Here is a 20,815-nt window from a genome sequence, read left to right as displayed (position 1 = left end):
TCCTTACTAGTATACCCATTGTAAGGTAATGATTAAAATACGGTTAGCCGTTACAAACAGCGCGGGGAACCATACGGAGAAGAGGGAATATCACATGCTTATTTCTAACCATTTAATATGGTAGTACTTAATTGCGCACCCTCGAAATGATTCAGTATCCTCACTCAGGACGGAAATCTTGTCGTGCAACAAAACTGCCCCTATCTCGAAGTAGACGGCAAAGATTTGTCTTCCTACCATTTCTATAAAAAAGTGAATGGCGAGATTCCGGCCTATTTGCGGATTCTGCCTGCAGGTGTATCCTACAAAGAAGTTTCACTGGGGCGTGTAATTGTTAAAAAGGAGTACAGGGGACAGGGACTTGCCCAGGAACTTCTGAGAAGAGGTATTGAGTTTACACTGATCGAACTTAAGGAAAACACGAGGGACAGCACTACCTGGAGAAGTTTTATGGATCATTCGGCTTCCAGACAATATCGGATGTGTATATGGAAGACGGCATTCCGCATGTCGATATGCTGCTGCAAAAAACCGAAACTCTATAAGAAGAAGTGAACTGTTCCCTTCAAGGAGCGGTTATTTTTGCAACTTTAAGCAATTTTGTGGTTGCCTGTATTGACAAGCAACCATAGAGTTGCTTATGATTGATATATGAATTGGGACAAAGACGCTATATTCAAAGCCCTTGGTGATTCGACCCGGCGGCTTATTTTAGACGAACTATCCGAACGCAATGAGATGACGTTGTATGAACTTTCAGCACGTCTTATTATGAAGCACGAACTTTCCATTTCACGACAAGCGATAGCGAAACATCTTTCGGCATTGGAAGCTGCCGGGCTCGTAATATCTAAAAGAAAAGGAAAATACCGAGTCATTATATTCAACAACGAACCACTGAAAAATTTGTTGAAAGGATGGATAGAGTAGTTTTTTAAGGCTTTTCTGGTTGAAAAATAAAGGACCATACATCACAAATATCAAAGGAGGCAAAACTATGATGAAAATCATTGTTAACAGCATCTTCGTTCAAGATCAAGACAAGGCATTGGAGTTTTATACAGAAACGCTGGGCTTTGTAAAAAAGCACGACATTCCCATAGGAGAATTTCGATGGATTGCGGTTGTTTCCCCTGATGAACAAGACGGTACCGAGCTTTTACTCGAACCAAATGAACACCCTGCCGCCAAAGAGTATCAACAGAAAATATTTGCCGAGGGAATACCAGCAACCATGTTTGGTGTTGCAGATATTAACAAAGAGTACGAGCGATTGCTGGAAAAAGGCGTGAAGTTTACCATCGAGCCGACAAAAATGGGTGAAGTCACACTAGCTGTCTTCGACGACACTTGCGGCAACTATATTCAGATCGTGCAGCAGTAGATTAACAAAATAACCTGAAGATGCGTTGTCGGCGTTGTCTGACAAATTGACACCCGAAGAAATTAAGAGTTTAGAAGAACTTTATGTCCCGCATCCACTAGTATAAAACAGAACGGCCGACAATAATTCAACTAAAACCAAACAAACCGATGACCCCTGAAGGGAATCGGTTTGTTTTTCGTTACTTACAAATTTTTTTCTGTATTTCGCAGAGCTCTTCAAGTCCTCTACATCTTGATCATTCAGCCTTTTCTTACCGGTAAGATGGTTTAGTATTTTTGCATCTGTGAATTCTTTTGTGCTTCTTTGTAACGAATTTCCTTGGTATAATGTCTGTCACCTTATGCTCATAAAATCAAAACCAGCCAAATAAAAGCAAATGGGTCATTCATACTGGTGTACAACCTATGCTGATTAAAGAAAAATGAATAGTATGAATTAATTGAAGTTAGAATTCAGGATGGTTATATATGATAACTAAAAAGGTGATAATATGGCGAAAAAACACAAGTCTGATAATAAAAAAAAGTGTTTAATCGGACCTTTAAATAAACACAAGCGGATTGAGAAAGCATTTCGTGTTCGTCTTAAGGCGGCATCTTCAGAGATGGAACTTCCCCTTATTGATCAGCCATGTAATGGTGACGAACAATTGTATACAACTAAAATTGCCAGCTTTTCTAAGGGGCTGCCACATAATTCCCTTGGTGAGGTTGATCTTCAGGCCTATAACCAATTTATTAAAGCACTAAAAACCGGTGATAAAGACCATTTTGAATCCATTCCTCTCGGCGGTAACGCCAAGCTTGCAAATCCTCAAGCCGCTTATGCCTTTGATCTTGCTGGAACGGATTGTCATAAATTAAAAATTTCTGCACCTCCATCTTTCAATAGTGCTTGGGCGGCCGGTGAAATGGCTGAATTATATTGGCAGGCGCTGACCCGAGATGTACCTTTTCATGAGTACCGCACCAATTCACTGATCAGGGAGGCCGCTTCAGAGTTATCGTCTTTCTCTGATTTTCGCGGGCCGAAAGCCGGCGGCAAAGTCACAACGGCTACGCTATTCCGGGGGAATACACCTGGCGACCTGACCGGACCCTATATCTCACAATTCCTTTGGAAAAACATCCCCTATGGTGGGACAACGATCATTCAACGTTATCGTACAACTTTGGCTGGTTCTGATCATATGACGTCTTATAAAAAATGGCTGGATATTCAGAACGGCTCAGCTTCTGCGGCACCGTTATTCGACCCTGAAGCCCGATATATCCGCAATGGTAGGGATCTGGGTGAATATGTTCATCAGGACTTTTCCTTCCAGAGTCCTCTCTCCGCTTGTTTAATTCTGTCCAGTTTCGGCAGAGAAGCATTGGATATTTACAACCCTTATCTTAAATCAGAAACCCAGGATGGTTTTATTACCTTTGGTGCCCCGCATATTCTTGATTTTGTTACGAAAGTGGGGCGTGCAGCACTGGAGGCCGCCTGGTTCCAAAAATATCTTGTCCACCGGAGACTCCGCCCCGAGGAGTTCGGCGGCCGGGTCCACAACCATATGACAGGTGCTGCAAACTATCCGATAAACTCCGAACTGCTCCATTCGAATGTCCTTTCAAAAGTGTTCAGCGAGTACCGTAGCTATTTGCTTCCTATGTCTTATCCGGAAGGCTGCCCAATCCATCCGGCTTATCCGGCTGGCCACGCAGCCATCATTGGGGCTGGTGCCACTGTTCTTAAAGCCTTCTTCAAAGAATCATTTAAAATTCCAGATCCAGTCACCGCCAGTTCTGACGGGATCTCCTTACTTCCTTATTTGGGAAAATCATTGACCATAGGAGGGGAATTGAATAAACTTGCCGCTAATATCTCGCTGGGCCGCAACACAGCCGGCGTTCATTGGCGATCTGATGGGATTGAAGGGATGAAGCTCGGTGAAGCTGTCGCAATAAGCATTCTTAGAGACTACAGTGCAACTTACCATGAGAAATTCTCTGGTTTTTCATTCACTAAGTTTGACGGGGCTCTGATCAAAATCAAGTAGACTGCTACTTTATTTTCCAAATAGAGGGAGGCTGGCCAGTAAAACTTTCATTTCGGCCAGTAAGTATCCGGTTTCGGCTTGTATTTTCCGAGGGGCGTGATGGTTTGATCCGGGCGAAAGGCAAGGATTGTAGAAGCTTAATCTCTGGGAGAAAAATAACAAAGCTAAAGTATGATCGCCTGGGTGGTATGCTTAAACCTGGGCCTATTTTAATTTGCCCATGCGTAACATATGACTTGGTATCATCGACAAAAGCTTTCCCGATGATACAGAATAGGAATCAATAGGAAAATAGGAATCGCACTTATTTCTAATAAATGTTGCTGCCGACGTCGTTCGGGTTCGGCTGGGGGTCCTTCTTACCCATGTGAACCTCCGGTTGGTGTCTTCGGGGGCTATCAGCTCCTATAAAATTAAAACATGCTCCCATAATCCTAGCCTTCCCTTTGCTGGAATAAATTCATCCAGCATCTGCATATCCTCAACTACCCAAGCATAACCTCCTACTCTAAAGTCACCCATAAAATAGTCATTCCCTGATACGATTCGACCATCCTCCAGAATGGCCCATGTCTCATTGTTTTCAGTTACCTTCAAACAATCTACAAGTTTGCATACAGCAATGATCTGGCCAGTTGGAAGATTCTCTGGTGTGTATCCGTGCTTACCAAGCAACGACTTTATGGCTTTATGGTTAGAGACGTCTTTATCTATTTTTTTACTTGTGTGAATGGCAAGTGGCCCCCTATAATTCGTTCTCCATGACCTTGTTTCATATGTTGCCTCTCTAAGGACAAAAAGGCTTGCCCATGGCTGGATCATTGATAAAACCTTCATTCTGACAGCCTCCAACCTATAGAAGTTTATTTTGATTATAGGGTGTCCCTGTAAAGGAATATTATGAGCAAAAGGCAGAATATCTGTTCACGGAGATCCAATTTATGAGGCATGAGTCATGACCAGTGATCATTAATATCATATATTAATCAGCGAACTATTTTTGTTGGGTTTTTACAAACTCACTAGATGTGATAGGGCACGAACTTACACATAGAGTGACCCAGTTCACAAGCAGCTAGAATATGAAAGCAGCCTGGAGCTTTAAACGAACATCTCTCGGATGTTTTTAGGATTGCTATACTCCACGCACACACCAAAGTACAAACATTAAGGCGTTACAGTTTTAGTCTTACGTAGTTGTAAATATCGATGAATAGATGTTCTTACCATTGATGATTTCGAGGATTTTGTGTGGATTTGGGTCATGCGCAAAATTACAACAGATATAAAAGTAGAGGATGATCAAGGAACTGATATTGAGATTATACTGAAATAGTAGATAATGAGGGCATAAATCAATGAAGTTTAAAAAAGGTTTGATAGAAAATGATGATACACTAATAAACAAACTGTTTGAACAAAATGAGGGTTGGGTTAATGTATGGACCAGTTTAAATGAGTATCCTGAATTAGGTATAAAATTGAGGGGAGCATTAGAGTTTAAACTCCATTCGATGATTTAAGAGAGCCTTTTGGCTCTTTTTATTTTGAAAAAGTTTTAACTTTGTAAATATGTGTTTTGCTGTCCGACCCTACCCCTATAGGGATTATTTCTATTAGGATCATGGTCCTTTGCTTACTCTAAGCTATATTAATATTATGTAAACTGGAGAGGATAAAGTTTTCACTTATTATATAACGGATTTACATAAATATGGGAATGCCTTCCCATAATATAAAAGGATATGAATTCCTTTGTAATAGGGAGGTGATTAGATGTTCAAAAAACGAAGGATTAGAAATAATAAAGACAAACAGGCCGTGACTGAGAATTCACAAGATATTGGCCAGCTGTTTGCTAAGGTTAAAAAATCCAGTGATTTTAAACAATTTTCACTTACGGATGAAGCGGGACATTTAATCATTTCTTACTACAATACACTGGTCGATCAACAACAACTCCAACTGAAAATTTTAATGATTTTCCGAGAGACCCCTTATGAACTAGACAGGCTAGAGAAAATTGATGACATAAAGAAAATCATCGCAATAGAAGATATTGTAATAACGGATAATCGGAAAGAAGCTGAATCAAAGTTACTTAAAGGGTATGCGATACTTCAAATGAAGGAAAATGACCAAAGGGTTGCTTTAATTCACTTATCTAATGATAAAGCTGGATTGCGTGAACAAAATAACGTTGAAAATGAGTTTAGTGTAGTGGGGCCACAAATTGGGTTTCTTGAGAATATTGATGTAAATATACATTTATTAAGACAACAAATAAATACCACTGATCTAATTACGAAGGAAGTAAGCATTGGTTCTACTTCAAATACTCGAGTTATTATTGCTCACATTGATGGTATTACGAGTGAGCAGCATGTTAATACCATGACCCAACGGCTTCAAAATATTGATTTTGATGTCATTTTTGATACTTCTCAGCTGCATCAATTTATAGAAGATAATTCCCTTACACCGTTTCCTTTGCTTCTTCCAACTGAACGTGTGGATAGGGCGGTTCAAGCTCTTATTAATGGACAAGTAGCTGTTTTAAGTAGTGGGTCGCCATATGTCGTTACAGGTCCTTCTACGATCATTGATTATTTTATTTCACCTGAAGATTACTTTCTCCCATGGATTCTTGGATCTTTTTTTCGTTTTATACGGGTATGCAGTGTCCTTTTCTCCATTTTTGGAACATCTATTTATATAGCCGTTATCACTTACCATTACGAGATGATTCCAAACGATTTATTCGGTTCACTTAGTATTTCTCGTTATAATGTCCCGTTTCCGCCGGTATTAGAGGTGATTTTTCTGGAATTAACGATTGAACTATTACGTGAAGCGGGAGTCCGGTTACCTACAAAGGTAGGACAAACATTGGGAATAGTGGGCGGTATTGTTATCGGACAAGCGTCAGTTGAGGCGTCCCTTACAAGTAATGTCTTACTCATTATAGTCGCCTTATCTGCCTTAGCTTCCTTTACTACCCCAATTTATAAAATGTCGAACACTATACGTTTTTTACGTTTTCCTTTAATTCTCTTCGCATCTATTTGGGGGGGACTAGGTATCGTTATCGGGATTGCCTTTTTAATCATTCACCTTACACGTTTAGAATCTTTAGGAACACCCTATACCGTTCCATTTTATCCTTTTAGACCTGAGGATTTAAAGGACAGCCTGATCCGTTCCTCTTATAGTAAAACATCCAAAAGGCCAAATTATTTACGTCCTAAATCAATTTGGAGATACCACCCACATAATCACAAAAAAAAGAAAAGTGATTTTGATGAATAATGAGGAAAGGATAATAAAGGTGAATTAAATGAAATTATGTTTTCTGTTAACTTTTAGCTTAACTTTCTTATTATCAGGGTGTGGTATACATGAGAGGATCATAGATGAAGTTCAGATAATTGAATCTCTAGGATATGATCGGGAAGAAGGCAAAGTTAAAGGAATTGCTATTTATCCTACTTTCGCAGAGAAGGGAAATGTCAAATTGAAGATTTATAAAACGGTGTCTGATTCATATGAAGACATAATCCCGAGAATGAATGCAAAATCAGCCTATCCTATTGAGACAGGAAAATTAGATTTTGTATTGTTCGGCAAGGAATATGCCACACAAGGGATCGAAGATGTTATCACTAATTTTGCCCGAAATCCAAATACGGCGAGTCGAATGCAATTGGGCATTGCTGAAAACAAAGCCGAAGATATACTTCAAGCCAGTAAACATGTGAATCTTTCATTCCATTTAAGTGAAAAAATAAATCAAAACATTGAAAGTGGTAATTTGCCAAAAATGAATCTGCACATGTTTTTGAACAATTTTCATCAAGAAGGGAGAGATCCAATTTTACCTTACTTTATCCTAGAGGAAAATCAAATTAAAATTGACGGGTTAGCTTTATTAAAAAACGACAAGTACATACATCATATTAATTTAAGACAGTCCTTAATTCTAAAAACATTAATCGACGGGTCTCAAAATGGACAATATAAAACCAAAATCACGCAAAATAAAAAGGAAGGTTTTATTCTCTTGAAAAACATGGATGCAAAAACTACATATACGGTTGAGAAAAGCGAAGACATTCCGAGTATATTCATCGATATAACCATCCATGGAGAGATTGAAAAAGCATCATCCAGGTTTGATTTGAAAAAAGATAAAGATATTGTAAAATTGGAACGAATTTTAAATGAACACTTTAAGGAAGAGGTCCAACGTTTAATTTCACTGGCACAAGGATACAATGTAGATCCCATTGGGTTGGGAGAAAAGGTTAGAGCCAACTCAAGAAAATGGGACTATCAACGGTTTATGGACATATACCCAAAAGTAAAAACCACTGTACATACAAATTTTCAAATCCTAAATACAGGTATTGAAGAGTAAGTCTACATGATAAGAGGAGGAACCACGTGAAATCATTACTAGACGAACGACATTTAGTATCTTCCTTTTACGTTTTCTTTCTGATCTACACGAATATTATTGGCATAGGAATCATGAGTTTTCAACGAGATATAACGAAGGGCGCAGGTTATGATGCATGGATTTCCATCATTTTATCGAGTATTAGCATTCATATATTAGTTTGGATGATCTATCGTATTCTTGGAATTGCTAATAATGATGTCATACATGTTCACAAATTTTGCTTTGGAAAATGGATTGGCGCACTGTTCAACATTTTTGTGATTTTCTACTTTCTTATATTAGCGTTAATTGTTTTCCGTGTTTATATTGAAGTTGTTCAAGTTTGGCTGTTTCCCTTAATGAAGACCTGGCAAATAAGCCTTATTCTTCTAGTCCTCATTTATTACGTTGTATCCGGCGGATTCCGCGTGATTACTGGAATGTGTTTCTGGGGAACTATCCTACCTTTAATTATCCTGTTTCCCCTTAATTTTTTTTCATTGGAATTTGCCGATTTTCACAATTTATTACCCGTCTTTAACCACTCTCTGAAGGAAATCTTATCATCCTCTAAAGCTATGTTGTTTCAGTATGTTGGCTTTGAGACCTTATTCATGTTCTACCCATTCATAAAAAATCCAGACAGATCACAAAAATGGGCCCATTTTGGACTTTTGTTCTCAAGCTTACTTTATCTAATAATAGCACTCATCACATTTGTCTTCTTTAGTGAAGGACAATTAAACCATACAATATGGCCAACATTAGCTCAAATGAAAATCGCGAAATTCCCTCTAATAGAAAGAGTCGAATTTATCGTTGTTTCGATTTGGTTACTTCTCATATTACCCAATATCAGTGTGAAAATATGGGCAGGATGTCGTGCTATTAAGAAAGTAATAAATGTGAAACAACGTATAAGTCTGTTCATTGTACTGGTCCTATTCTTTATTATATCTAATGTGCTCAAAGAGAGGAGTCAAATAGAGCGATTGAATGAAATGTATTCAAACATTGCTTTTTATTTTGTGTATCTATATATCCCTTTTCTCTTTTTGTACATTCATATTAAGCATAAAATAACTAAGGGCGGGTTTTAGTCATCATCAAGAATAGAAAGACACGCAGTATATGTTCCTTACACAAGTTCACCCGTGGGAACGCGAACATACATGAGCATGTATTAAAAAGACGAAACCCCCTGATACCTTTGGTGTCAGGGGGTTTTTCTGTGTTTGGGTGCTTCTCATCCTTCCGATGCCAGGTACTCAATCAGCTTTCTGCCTGCCTTTGACATATATTTGTCCCTCATCCAGACAATCGCCGGCTTTGCCTGCAGAAAAGGTTCTTCAATGGTGAGCACCTTGAATTTTCCATCATATGCCTGATGGATTTCCGAGCGGGGAATGATGGTCATCCCCATGCCGGTGGCCACAAAGGTCAGGATGGTCGAGATATCCGGTCCGTCCAAAACCACCTGAGGTTGAAGATCATAGTGATGAAAATGGGAAAGAATATTTTCGTAAATTCCTATTCCGGATCTTCTTTTTCCCAAGAGGAGATCCTGTTGGGCTACTTCTTTCAGGCTGATAGAGTCTTTAGGAAAGAGATTCTCCCATTGTCTTGGGATAACCGCTACAAACGGGTCTTCCTCCAGCGGAACGATTTCATAATCGCGTCCTTCGACCGGAAGTAAAAGGAGCGCAATATCAATCATATTCTGCTGCAGAAGTTCTTCGAGATAATACGTATCGCCATTGAAAATCTTCACATACACTTTCGGAAATTCATTATGAAACTGAGTTAAATGGGGGGCAAGGTGAGAAACACAAATGGTAGAAGTGCCAATGGTGACCGTTCCTGTAATGCCTTCTTTTATTTCCGACAATTCTCCTTTAATGGAATCAATCGACTGAAGCAGCTGTTTGGACCGCTCATAAAGTTTCTGACCGGCTTCTGTTACCTGCCACTGTTTTCCTTCACGAATGATTAAACGTACCCCGAGCTCCTCCTCCAACTGTTTGAGCTGCAGACTTAATGCCGGTTGGGCAATATGCAGGATCCTAGCAGCTTTTGTTATCTGTTTTTCTTCTATGATGGTTTGAAAATAGCGGAGCTGACGAATATCCATAAGTTCTCCTTTAACTTTATCATTGCGGGCTAAAATACATTTATCATATTCAGATTGAGCAGACGCCATTTAATTTGCGATCACCAAAAATAGGAGTCCGGAAGTATCACGGATTCTTATTTTTTGAACAATGGAATTCTGCCTTTAGTATTCCACATCCATAAGTAAAACATATGCATTGCATAAAATATATATATTTTTTTTATAAAAATGGGGAGAGTATACTTATTTCTGTAGAACACGCGATACGTTAAGAGCGAGAAAGGTGGGAACAAATGAGAATTATAGTTGGTATTACTGGTTCGACGGGCGTCGTTTTTGGCATTCGCATTCTTCAGCTGTTAAAGCTGGCCAATGTAGAAACCCACCTGGTGATGTCCCCGTGGGCAACAGCTAACATTCCTTTTGAAACATCCTATACCGTGAAGGAAGTAGAAGCAATGGCTGATTTCAGCTATTCCTACAAAGATCAGGCAGCCAGGATTTCCAGCGGCTCCTTCCGGGTTGATGGCATGATTGTGGCACCATGCAGTATGAAATCACTGGCTTCGATTCGCATGGGACTTGCGGATAACCTACTGACACGTGCAGCAGATGTCATGATGAAAGAAAGAAAAAAACTTCTTTTAATGACTAGGGAGACTCCGTTGAATACCATTCATCTTGAAAATATGCTGGAACTTTCCCGCATGGGCACGATCATTTTTCCGCCCATGCCTGCATTCTACAATCATCCACAAGATCTTGGAGATATGGTAGATCATATTGCTTTTCGCGCGTTAGACCAGTTCAATATTCATTTATCTGAAACAAAACGCTGGGAAGGTATGAAACCTAAGAAACAGGAGGACTAATAATGGCCTATAAAGATTTTCGTGATTTTCTTGCGACATTAGAAAAAGAAGGGCAGCTTCTTACCATCAATGATGAAGTGAAGCCTGAACCGGATATTGCTGCAGCAACCAAAGCGATGAGCAAGCTTGGCGCAGAAACTCCGGCTATGCTGTTTGACAACATTTATGGATATAACGATGCTAAAGTAGCCATGAATGTAATGGGCTCTTGGCCAAACCATGCCCTGATGATGAGTTTGCCAAAAAATACACCGTTAAAAGATCAATTCTTTGAATTTGCCCGTCGTTATGATCAGTTTCCAATGCCTGTTCAGCGAGAGGAAACCGCACCATTTCATGAAGTCGAAATTACAGAAAACATTAACCTTTTTGATATTTTGCCGTTGTTCCGTTTAAACCAGGGAGACGGAGGGTTTTATATTGATAAAGCGTGCGTGATCTCACGTGACCTTGATGATCCGGAGCACTTCGGAAAGCAAAATGTAGGTATTTACCGCATGCAGGTTAAAGGGAAAGACCGATTGGGAATCCAGCCGGTTCCTCAGCATGATATTGCCATTCACCTGCGCCAGGCTGAAGAACGCGGTGAAAACCTGCCTGTTGTGATTGCGCTTGGCAACGAACCGGCCATTACAACAGCAGCGGCTACGCCGTTACATTACGATCAATCTGAATACGAGATGGCCGGTGCGATTCAGGGAGAGCCATACCGTATTGTAAAAGCGAAAGATTCAGATCTCGATATTCCTTGGGGAGCAGAGGTTGTTCTTGAAGGAGAGCTTTTGGCAGGTGTCCGTGAATTTGAAGGGCCGTTTGGTGAATTCACCGGCCACTATTCAGGAGGAAGAAGCATGCCGGTTATAAAGATTAACCGTGTCTATCACCGTCAGAATCCGATATTTGAACACCTTTATATTGGAATGCCTTGGACAGAAACAGATTATATGATTGGTATTAATACAAGCGTGCCTTTATACCAGCAATTAAAAGAAGCATTTCCTAATGAAATCCAAGCGGTAAATGCCATGTACACTCATGGACTGGTCGCGATTATTTCCACCAAACGCCGGTACGGCGGGTTTGCGAAGGCAGTGGGAATGCGCGCCTTAACCACGCCGCACGGCTTGGGGTATTGTAAACTGGTAATTGTTGTTGATGAGGATGTAGATCCGTTTAACCTTCCTCAGGTCATGTGGGCCCTTTCGACCAAGATGCATCCAAAACACGATGCGGTGATCATTCCGGACCTTTCCGTCCTTGCACTGGATCCAGGTTCATCACCTTCAGGGATCACTCACAAGATGGTCCTCGATGCCACTACGCCTGTGGCGCCTGAAACAAGAGGCCACTACTCACAGCCACTTGATTCTCCGCTTAATGTTGAGAAGTGGGAACAACGTTTACGGGAATTATTACGATAAAAGGAGTGTTGGATATGCATACTTGTCCGCGATGTGAATCAAAGAAAGCCGAAGTTGTATCAAAGTCACCGGTGGAAGGTGCATGGGAGGTTTATATGTGTCCGGTTTGCATTTTTACATGGCGTTCCATTGAGCCTGAAACCATCACGAATCCTGAAAAATATAATCGTGCGTTTAAGGTGAACCCGGCTGACATTCCATTTGCAGAAAATGTTCCTGCTCTTCCGGCAAAGTATATAAAATAATAAATGTAGTAAAACGCAGGGCTAGTCTGTTTTCAGACTAGCCCTGTCCTTAAATCTATTGATTTTTTTGAAAGGACGTGCAGATCTTTGGAACTATCGGATGAATTGTATGAACTACTGAATGGAGAGAATCTAGAGAATAAACAGCATGAGGCGATGCTTTTAATGACAGTAACGGAGGATGGCTGGCCGCATAATGCGATGGTCAGTGCAGGAGAGGTTGTTGCCCTCGACAAAGAAAATTTGCGACTGGCACTATGGCCAGGAACCACGACAACCAAAAATTGCATCAGAACGAGAAAGGCTACATTAGTAGCGGTCTATAAGGGTAGGGTTCATTATACCCGCCTTGCAGTATCCCCATTGGGTATACTCGAAGGCACAAAGCATCCGCTGGAGCGTTTTTCAGCCAAAATAGAGTTTTATAAAGAGGATCAGGCGAAATATGCAGACATCACTTCGGGAATACAAATCTCTTTAAAGGATCCATCCGCGGTACTTACAAGGTGGAAAGAAACCATTCAAGAAACATTGCGATAATAATGAGACTGCATTCTGCAGTCTTTGTTGTCGAAGTTTGATGAAAATAATTCATTTAATGTGTTATATTATGAGAATAACTAATATAAAGAGGGATTAATTTGTCGATAGCAAAATACGAGATCTTTCAAACAGTAATCGAACTAGGCAGCTTAACAAAAGCAAGTGAATCGTTAAATATCTCCCAATCCGGGGTAAGTCATGCCATTTCCAGCCTGGAAAAGGATTTGGGTTTTTCCTTGTTAACCCGAAACAAAGCAGGCATCAGGCTAACCGTAAACGGTGAGCGAATGCTGCAGTATATCAGGGAGATTCTGCATTTAAATGAAAAAATGCTTCAGGAGGCCGCGGAAATAAAAGGACTTGAAATTGGGACCGTGAGGATTGGCACATTTTCATCTGTTTCTGCCGTATGGCTTCCTGGTATAATAAAAAAGTTTACCGATCAATATCCTCATATCAAAGTAGACATTGCGGAAGGGAAACAGGAGGAAATTTCTCGATGGATTTCTCAGGGGATCATAGATTTTGGTTTTTTGATGCTGCCTGCAGCGGATTTGGAGATTTTCCATTTAAAAAAAGAGCCGTTATACTGTGTTGTTCCGGAAACCCATCATCTTGGAGCTGAAAAATCTATTAAGCCAAATGCACTCATAGAAGAGAAGCTGGTTCTCCAAAATTCTACTCTTAAAACCATCCGCATCCTGTTTAAAACAAATAAACTTTTCCCCGAAATTTTGTTTCAATTAGATGATGAACAGGCTGTGATCGCAATGGTGAAACACTCACTTGGTGTTGCCATCCTTCCGGAAATTGCATTGCATCACCTTCCAGAAGGTGTAAAAAAAATACCTCTCTCAGATGATCGGGCCATTTCCTCGATTGGGATTGGTTCCTTATCCTTTAAAAGTCTTCCCCCGGCTGCCGAAAAATTTATTGCCGCATCGACGTTATGGTTAAACGAACATTTTACATAAATATCATGATGTTTAACAGTTTACGTTAACTCTGCTGTACCAACTGCAGACTAGGTGTTTTGTGGGTCTATAGCTTAAGGGCAAAGGATGGAAATACCATCAACCTTGTAAAGGTTACAAAATTGACTTCCCTTTCTTTGTCGTGTCATGAATGATCACTTTAGGGTCGAAATAAATCACTTTTTCTATTTATTTATGAGCATGAAGATTTGCTCTTGTTCTCTTGGTGAGCATCACCGGCTTCCGATTTACGAGATAGATACTTACGATGATTAGAAAGAGGCCAGCCAGCTGGTAATAGGTAAAGGGTTCATCCAAAAACAAAATACCAATCAAAATGGAAATCAAGGGAACGAGAAAATTAAAGGAGGCGATCTTGCTGGCATTTCCATTAGAGATCAAGTGGAAATAAATGAGCCATGCGATGGCGACTGAAAATAATGCCAGAAACAATAGCGTCAGCAGCAATGGTGTGCTCCAAACGATGCTAGAGAAGCCTTCATAGCCGCTTCCGACTCCCGTCATGATCAAACCGCCAAAGATGCTTTGGATGGTGATCAGCCAGATGCCATCGACCTTCACACTGATTCTCTTCATATAAACCGTGCCAACCGCCCAGCTAAAGGCAGTGAGAATTCCCAATACAATTCCGATGGAGGATATATGAGAAGACAGACCTCCAAGACTGATTGTTGCCACACCTGCAAAGCCGAGCAACAGCCCGGTTAACTTGAGGGCAGTCATCGCTTCCCCGACCCACAGCCAGGCGATAATGCCGATCAGTACAGGTTGCAGGTAGACGATCACACTGAACAGTCCCGCAGGAACGAAAAGAAGGCCAATCGTTTGAAGACCATAAAAAAGCACAGAGTTAAACAGACCAGAAATAAAGTACATTTTCCACTTTTCACTAAAGTGAAGCTTGTCCAAACGATTCAAAGAAAAAAGAAACAGCAAAATGCCTGCACCGAGCGAGCGAAAGCCGGATAAAAGGATGGGAGGACAGTCATTCAAAGCGACCTTTGAAATCGGCCATGTGACCCCCCAGGTCATGACCAGAACAGCAATAAAAAATGCATTTAACCATGGAGACGTTTTTTTCATAGAGCGCTCTCTCCCATTTTAGAAAAACATTTAAGTATGTAAAATATAATCTTATTCTCTGACATTCAGGTTAGAATTGCAATAGATTTAAATTAAACTACGCGGTCTCTAAACTTAAATGAAAGCATAGTCAAGTGTTATTACTGTGAAAAAAGACACAGATTACGCTGTGTCTTTTTCGTGTATCTACTATTAAATTGGAGAAGGGTACGCTTGATGAATGACCTGCAAAAAAGCGGAGACGTTTCTGTTTTCTTGGGCCAGCGGGGCAAAAATATAGGAAAGCTTACGGTGAAAGGAGTGCTGGTCAATTTTGATGATGGATAGATTACCAGATTGCAGGTCCCTCTCAATCACACTTTTTGATAGAAGAGAAAGCCCAAGGCCGTGGATCACTGACTCTTTAATGCCTTGATTAGAGCTGATTGTAAGAAGCGATTTTGTCTTCAAACCGTTGGAGCGGATCACATGATTTAAATAATCGCGTGTCCCCGAACCCGCTTCCCTAGATACCCATGCCTGGTTTTGCAGATCATCCATGGTGACACTTTCTTTGGAGGCAAGCGGGTGATTTGGAGAGGAAACGATAAAGAGTTCGTCCTTCATGAAAGGGTGGACGGAAACTTCTTTTTCATTTGTCTGTCCTTCGATTAATCCGAAATCCACCTTATAGTTTCGGACAGAGGACACAATTTCTTCCGTGTTCCCGATCAGCACCTGAAGCTCCAGCTCAGCGTGGTTTTTTTGCAGCTGATACAAGAGCGCAGGGAGAATATATTCACCAATGGTAAAACTGGCTCCAATCTTCAGTTCTCCCTTTATGGTTGTGTGGTGCTCAAGGATTTGCTGCCTCGCTTGTTCATAAATGGTCAAAATCTGTTTTGCACGGTCGTATAAAAGTTCACCGGTTGGCGTGATCTGAAGAAACTTCGGCGACCGGATGAACAGCTGGGTTCGAAATTCCTTTTCCAGGTTTTTAATGTGCAGGCTGACGCTCGGTTGTGACATCCTGAGCCGTTCGGCAGTCTTCGTAAAGTTTTTTACTTCTGCCAGGGTAACAAATGTTTTTAAGGCATCATAATACATAATGAAAAACGTCCCCATCGATTAGGATTTTTAATAGTAATAATAATTAATATGTATTTTACTAATGTTATGGTCTGAGGTAAAGTAGATACTGTAAATTTTTTTAAGGGTTCTGACTATTTTTAAGATTAAAACCGACTTAATAGATCGATTTAATTTTAGTCTTAGTAGGGTGAAACCTTAATTCATAAAATGACGGGAAATTTAAATGTGAGGTGTTATCATTGCAACTTCAGGCAACAAACAGTCCATTTACCCAGGAGCAGGCAGAGCTGCTTAACCAGCTTTTGCCGAACCTGACAGAAGCTCAAAAAGTATGGCTTTCCGGCTTTCTTGCTGCATCCCAGGCGATGCCTTCAGCAAACGGCGAAACTTTGCAAGCGGTTCCTGCACCAGTATCTCAACCGGTATCAAAAGAAATTACCATTCTTTACGGATCACAGACCGGAAATGCCCAAGGTATTGCTGAAAGCAGCAGCAAAACCTTGAAGGAAAAAGGGTATGATGTGACTGTTTCATCCATGAGTGATTTTAAACCCAATCAATTGAAAAAACTTAAAAACCTTTTAATCATCGTCAGTACCCATGGAGAAGGAGATCCTCCGGACAATGCAATTTCTTTTCATGAATTTGTCCATGGCAAACGTGCTCCGCAGCTTGAAGACCTTCATTTTTCCGTATTGTCTCTTGGCGACAGCTCTTACGAGTTTTTCTGCCAGACAGGAAAAGAGTTCGATAAAGTGCTCGAAGATCTTGGCGGAACTCGCCTGACGCCTCGTGTGGATTGTGACCTTGATTATGATGAGCCGGCGGCTGAGTGGATTTTGAACGTGGTGGAATCATTAAATGATACACAGGAAGAAGCGGTCAGCAGTGTTTCATCAGCGAATGTTCCTGCAACCTCCGGGGAATCGCAATACTCTCGAACCAATCCATTTCAAGCTGAGGTACTTGAAAACATCAACTTGAATGGACGTGGATCGAATAAAGAAACACGGCATCTCGAAATCTCTCTTGAAGGCTCCAATTTATCCTATGAACCGGGAGACAGCCTGGGGATTTATCCGGAGAACGACGCCGTTTTGGTCGATATGCTTCTGGATGAGCTCAAATGGAATCCAGAAGAAATCGTCACTGTAAACAAGCAGGGCGATGTAGCACCTTTGAAACAGGCGCTGATTACCAATTTTGAAATTACGGTTCTCACCAAGCCGCTTCTTCAGCAGGCAGCGCAATTTACCGAAAATGAAAAACTTCATGAAATGTTGTCGGCTGGACATGAAGAAGAATTGAAAAACTACCTTTCCGGCCGCGATCTGCTGGATCTGATTCAGGACTTTGGTCCGTGGGCAGCTTCACCGCAGGACTTTGTCAGCATGCTGAGAAAGATGCCTGCCCGTTTGTATTCCATTGCCTCAAGCCTTGAAGCCAATCCGGATGAAGTTCATCTTACCATTGGCGCTTTAAGGTATGAATCGTTTGGACGAAACCGGAACGGTGTATGCTCCATTCTTTGTGCGGAGCGGCTGGAGCCTGGTCACACGCTTCCGGTTTACATCCAGCATAACCAGAATTTCAAGTTGCCTGAAAATGGCGAAACACCGATCATTATGGTTGGCCCCGGAACTGGGGTGGCACCATTTAGAGCCTTTATGCAAGAGCGTGAGGAGCGGGGAGCAGGGGGGAAATCCTGGATGTTCTTTGGCGATCAGCATTTCGTCACCGATTTTCTCTATCAGACAGAATGGCAAAAATGGCTTAAAGGCGGTGTTTTGACGAAGATGGATGTGGCCTTCTCCCGTGATTCTGAGGAAAAGGTATACGTTCAGCACCGCATGCTTGAACAGAGCAAGGAATTCTTCCAGTGGCTTGAAGATGGAGCGGTTCTCTATATTTGTGGAGATGAGAAAAACATGGCCCATGATGTACATGAAACATTGATCGACATCATTGAGAAAGAAGGAAACATGACACGCGAACAAGCGGAAGACTATGTGGCCCGTATGCAGCAGGAAAAACGATATCAGCGTGATGTGTATTAAGCGGGAACAGAAAGGAGTTTTAAAGATGTCAAATCCTAAATTAAAAGCACCTGACGGCAAGCCGAGTGATGTTGAACGTATAAAAGAAGAAAGTAATTATTTGAGGGGTACGCTGAAGGAAGTGATGCTTGACAGGATCAGTTCAGGTATCCCGGACGATGACAACCGTCTCATGAAGCATCACGGCAGCTATCTTCAGGATGACCGTGATCTTCGCACTGAGCGGCAGAAACAAAAGCTTGAGCCTGCTTATCAATTCATGCTGCGCGTGAGACTCCCGGGTGGTGTTGCCACACCATCACAATGGCTCACCATGGACCGGCTGGGAAATCAGTATGGAAATGGAACACTGAAATTGACCACAAGGCAGACCTTCCAGATGCATGGCATTTTGAAGTGGAACATGAAAAGTACGATCCAGGCCATCCATGCTTCCCTTATGGATACGATTGCCGCATGCGGAGACGTAAACCGGAATGTGATGTGCATTTCAAACCCTTACCAATCCGAAATTCATTCAGAAGTATACGAATGGTCCAAGAAACTGAGCGAATACCTCTTGCCAAGAACTAGAGCGTACCACGAAATCTGGCTTGACGAAGAAAAGGTGGCAGGCACACCGGATGCAGATGAAGTGGAACCGATGTACGGGCCGCTTTACCTGCCGCGTAAATTTAAAATCGGCATTGCTGTTCCTCCATCAAATGATATCGATGTCTTTTCACAGGATCTCGGATTCATTGCGGTTATTGAAGATGGCAAGTTGACTGGTTTTAATATTGCAATTGGCGGCGGCATGGGTATGAGCCACGGAGATAAGGAAACCTACCCGCAGCTGTCCAAAGTGATTGGTTTTTGCACGCCTGACCAGATTCTTGAGGTGGCGGAAAAAACCATTACTATTCAACGAGACTACGGAAACCGTTCCAAGCGAAAAAACGCCCGTTTTAAATATACAGTTGACCGCCTGGGGGTTGAAACCGTAAAAGAAGAATTGGAAAACCGACTCGGTTGGAGCCTGGCCGAAGCTAGGGACTTTTCCTTTGAGGATAATGGAGACAGATATGGCTGGGTTCAGGGTCTTCAAGATCAATGGCATTTTACGCTGTTTGTTGAAGGTGGTCGTATTACAGACTTTGAAAACTACAAGCTGATGACCGGCCTGCGTGAAATTGCCAAGGTTCACACTGGGGAGTTCCGTTTAACTGCGAACCAGAACTTGATCATTGCAAATGTGTCCGAGGAAAAGAAGCAGGAGATCACGAATCTTCTCGATCAATATGGAATGCTCAACAGCCAGAACGTTTCTGCTATCCGCCGAAATTCTATGGCTTGTGTAGCACTTCCGACGTGCGGCCTTGCTATGGCTGAAGCGGAGCGCTATCTGCCGGTGCTGATGGACAAAATTGATCAGATTGCGGATGAAAACGGGTTGCGCAACGAGGAAATCACCGTTCGGATGACCGGCTGCCCTAATGGATGTGCACGGCATGCACTCGGTGAAATTGGCTTTATCGGCAAGGCGCCGGGCAAATACAATATGTATTTGGGTGCAGCTTTTGATGGCAGCCGTTTGAGCAAAATGTACCGCGAGAACATAGGGGAGGAAGAAATACTAAAGGAATTAAAAGTTCTTTTCCCGAAATATGCGAAAGAGCGTCTTGAAGGCGAACACTTTGGAGACTTTGTCATTCGAAGCGGAGTTATTAAAGCCACAACAGATGGCACCAATTTTCATTTATAATCCTAAAAACAGCGGCCCGGCAGTTATGCCGGGCCGCTGTTTGCTTATTTTTAATGTAAGGTGCGGTACACACCAATTACTTTTCCGAGGATGGTCACGTTTGGAAGAAGGATGGGTGATAACGAAGAATTTTCAGGCTGCAGACGGATATGGTCTTTCTCTTTAAAGAACCGTTTGACGGTTGCTTCATTCTCGTCTGTCATCGCTACGATGATATCACCATTTTCCGCTGTAGGCTGCTGCTTTACGACAACCAAGTCCCGATCGTAAATGCCTGCTTCAATCATACTGTCTCCTTCTACAGTTAACATAAAAACATTATCGTCTCCTACTACATGCTCTGGAAGAGAGAAGTACTCATCCACATTTTCAATGGCCGTAATCGGAGATCCAGCAGTAACCTTACCGATGATCGGCACATTGACGGATCGTGATTTGGTGATGATCTGGTCGGATTCAAGCCCCAATACTTCAATGGCCCTTGGTTTGGTAGGGTCACGGCGAATCAGCCCTTTTTTCTCCAGACGAGAAAGATGGCCATGAACGGTAGAGCTGGACGCCAGCCCGACGGCTTCTCCGATTTCCCGAACGGAAGGAGGGTATCCCTTTGCATTAACTTCCTCTTTAATAAATTCCAGGATATCAATCTGTCTTCTGGATAACTTTGTCATTATATTCGCACCTCATTCACTGAATACTCTTGAAAAAAGTATAGCATTTAAAAGCAAGATATACAAACATAAGTTCGAAAAAAACCCTTGAAAAGAACAGCTGTTCCCATTATAATGAGAACAAATAG

General features: G+C 41.6%; 19 protein-coding genes and 1 pseudogene. 15 read left to right on the top strand and 5 right to left on the bottom strand.

Annotated elements, in window-relative coordinates; translation table 11 throughout:
- The first annotated feature begins 156 nt into the window (after positions 1–156).
- The 4 genes and pseudogenes from DMO16_RS25380 to DMO16_RS05295 all read left to right on the top strand — a co-directional run bounded on the left by DMO16_RS25380 (position 157) and on the right by DMO16_RS05295 (position 3,431).
- Positions 157–545: pseudogene (locus DMO16_RS25380) on the top strand (GNAT family N-acetyltransferase).
- Positions 546–651: 106 nt separating this feature from the next.
- Positions 652–930: an ArsR/SmtB family transcription factor gene (locus DMO16_RS05305; RefSeq protein WP_061969724.1), complete on the top strand. Its 279-nt coding sequence runs from the start codon at positions 652–654 to the stop codon at positions 928–930.
- Positions 931–1,000: 70 nt separating this feature from the next.
- Positions 1,001–1,384, top strand: coding sequence for a VOC family protein (locus tag DMO16_RS05300; RefSeq protein WP_129480312.1), 384 nt, complete (start codon positions 1,001–1,003; stop codon positions 1,382–1,384).
- A 493-nt stretch (positions 1,385–1,877) separates the two neighbouring features.
- The gene (locus tag DMO16_RS05295) at positions 1,878–3,431 is read left to right on the top strand and encodes a vanadium-dependent haloperoxidase (RefSeq protein WP_129475838.1); all 1,554 of its coding nucleotides are present in this window, start codon (positions 1,878–1,880) and stop codon (positions 3,429–3,431) included.
- Between the two features lie 405 nt (positions 3,432–3,836).
- Here the strand turns inward: DMO16_RS05295 and DMO16_RS05290 are convergent, their stop codons facing one another.
- Positions 3,837–4,268 carry an ASCH domain-containing protein gene (locus DMO16_RS05290; RefSeq protein ID WP_061969726.1) on the bottom strand — a complete coding sequence of 144 codons (432 nt, stop codon included), beginning with the start codon at positions 4,266–4,268 and terminating at the stop codon, positions 3,837–3,839.
- Positions 4,269–4,789: 521 nt separating this feature from the next.
- Between DMO16_RS05290 and DMO16_RS24545 the strand changes: the two genes are divergently transcribed.
- The 4 genes from DMO16_RS24545 to DMO16_RS05275 all read left to right on the top strand — a co-directional run bounded on the left by DMO16_RS24545 (position 4,790) and on the right by DMO16_RS05275 (position 8,972).
- Positions 4,790–4,954, top strand: coding sequence for a hypothetical protein (locus tag DMO16_RS24545; RefSeq protein WP_206738057.1), 165 nt, complete (start codon positions 4,790–4,792; stop codon positions 4,952–4,954).
- Positions 4,955–5,207: 253 nt separating this feature from the next.
- Positions 5,208–6,740, top strand: a complete 1,533-nt coding sequence (locus DMO16_RS05285) for a spore germination protein (RefSeq protein WP_129475837.1) — start codon at positions 5,208–5,210, stop codon at positions 6,738–6,740.
- A gap of 28 nt (positions 6,741–6,768) precedes the next feature.
- Complete coding sequence (locus tag DMO16_RS05280; RefSeq protein WP_129475835.1) at positions 6,769–7,848, top strand: Ger(x)C family spore germination protein; 1,080 nt, start codon at positions 6,769–6,771, stop codon at positions 7,846–7,848.
- Positions 7,849–7,874: 26 nt separating this feature from the next.
- The gene (locus DMO16_RS05275) at positions 7,875–8,972 is read left to right on the top strand and encodes a GerAB/ArcD/ProY family transporter (RefSeq protein ID WP_129475833.1); all 1,098 of its coding nucleotides are present in this window, start codon (positions 7,875–7,877) and stop codon (positions 8,970–8,972) included.
- 146 nt (positions 8,973–9,118) lie between these two features.
- On the opposite strand, the gene DMO16_RS05270 is transcribed toward DMO16_RS05275, so the two are convergent.
- Complete coding sequence (locus DMO16_RS05270; protein ID WP_129475831.1) at positions 9,119–10,003, bottom strand: LysR family transcriptional regulator; 885 nt, start codon at positions 10,001–10,003, stop codon at positions 9,119–9,121.
- A 275-nt stretch (positions 10,004–10,278) separates the two neighbouring features.
- Between DMO16_RS05270 and DMO16_RS05265 the strand changes: the two genes are divergently transcribed.
- The 5 genes from DMO16_RS05265 (at position 10,279) to DMO16_RS05245 (ending at position 14,040) form a co-directional block, all read left to right on the top strand.
- Complete coding sequence (locus DMO16_RS05265; RefSeq protein WP_129475829.1) at positions 10,279–10,857, top strand: UbiX family flavin prenyltransferase; 579 nt, start codon at positions 10,279–10,281, stop codon at positions 10,855–10,857.
- Positions 10,858–10,859: 2 nt separating this feature from the next.
- Positions 10,860–12,278 (top strand): non-oxidative hydroxyarylic acid decarboxylases subunit C, encoded by a 1,419-nt coding sequence (locus DMO16_RS05260; RefSeq protein WP_061969736.1) that lies wholly within the window; start codon positions 10,860–10,862, stop codon positions 12,276–12,278.
- 14 nt (positions 12,279–12,292) lie between these two features.
- The gene (locus DMO16_RS05255; protein WP_061969738.1) at positions 12,293–12,523 is read left to right on the top strand and encodes a non-oxidative hydroxyarylic acid decarboxylases subunit D; all 231 of its coding nucleotides are present in this window, start codon (positions 12,293–12,295) and stop codon (positions 12,521–12,523) included.
- Positions 12,524–12,610: 87 nt separating this feature from the next.
- Complete coding sequence (locus DMO16_RS05250; protein ID WP_129475826.1) at positions 12,611–13,063, top strand: pyridoxamine 5'-phosphate oxidase family protein; 453 nt, start codon at positions 12,611–12,613, stop codon at positions 13,061–13,063.
- A gap of 101 nt (positions 13,064–13,164) precedes the next feature.
- A complete protein-coding gene (locus DMO16_RS05245; RefSeq protein ID WP_129475824.1) occupies positions 13,165–14,040 on the top strand; it encodes a LysR family transcriptional regulator in 876 nt (291 codons plus the stop codon).
- 189 nt (positions 14,041–14,229) lie between these two features.
- Here the strand turns inward: DMO16_RS05245 and DMO16_RS05240 are convergent, their stop codons facing one another.
- Complete coding sequence (locus tag DMO16_RS05240; RefSeq protein WP_129475822.1) at positions 14,230–15,144, bottom strand: DMT family transporter; 915 nt, start codon at positions 15,142–15,144, stop codon at positions 14,230–14,232.
- A 192-nt stretch (positions 15,145–15,336) separates the two neighbouring features.
- Positions 15,337–16,230 carry a LysR family transcriptional regulator gene (locus DMO16_RS05235; protein ID WP_129475820.1) on the bottom strand — a complete coding sequence of 298 codons (894 nt, stop codon included), beginning with the start codon at positions 16,228–16,230 and terminating at the stop codon, positions 15,337–15,339.
- Between the two features lie 224 nt (positions 16,231–16,454).
- Between DMO16_RS05235 and DMO16_RS05230 the strand changes: the two genes are divergently transcribed.
- Together DMO16_RS05230 and cysI are read left to right on the top strand one after the other, a co-directional pair.
- Positions 16,455–18,272, top strand: a complete 1,818-nt coding sequence (locus DMO16_RS05230; protein WP_129475818.1) for an assimilatory sulfite reductase (NADPH) flavoprotein subunit — start codon at positions 16,455–16,457, stop codon at positions 18,270–18,272.
- Positions 18,273–18,297: 25 nt separating this feature from the next.
- Entirely contained in the window at positions 18,298–20,016 is a 1,719-nt protein-coding gene (gene cysI / locus DMO16_RS05225; protein WP_061969752.1) for an assimilatory sulfite reductase (NADPH) hemoprotein subunit, read from the top strand.
- 50 nt (positions 20,017–20,066) lie between these two features.
- Here the strand turns inward: cysI and lexA are convergent, their stop codons facing one another.
- On the bottom strand, positions 20,067–20,687 hold the full coding sequence (gene lexA / locus DMO16_RS05220; RefSeq protein WP_061969754.1) for a transcriptional repressor LexA: 621 nt from the start codon (positions 20,685–20,687) through the stop codon (positions 20,067–20,069).
- Positions 20,688–20,815 lie beyond the last annotated feature (128 nt).

It is taken from the genome of Fictibacillus sp. S7, assembly GCF_004127935.1.
GTDB lineage: Bacteria > Bacillota > Bacilli > Bacillales > Fictibacillaceae > Fictibacillus_C > Fictibacillus_C enclensis.
Note: the sequence above shows the minus strand (reverse complement) of the source record. Positions and strands in the feature narration are given on the sequence as shown.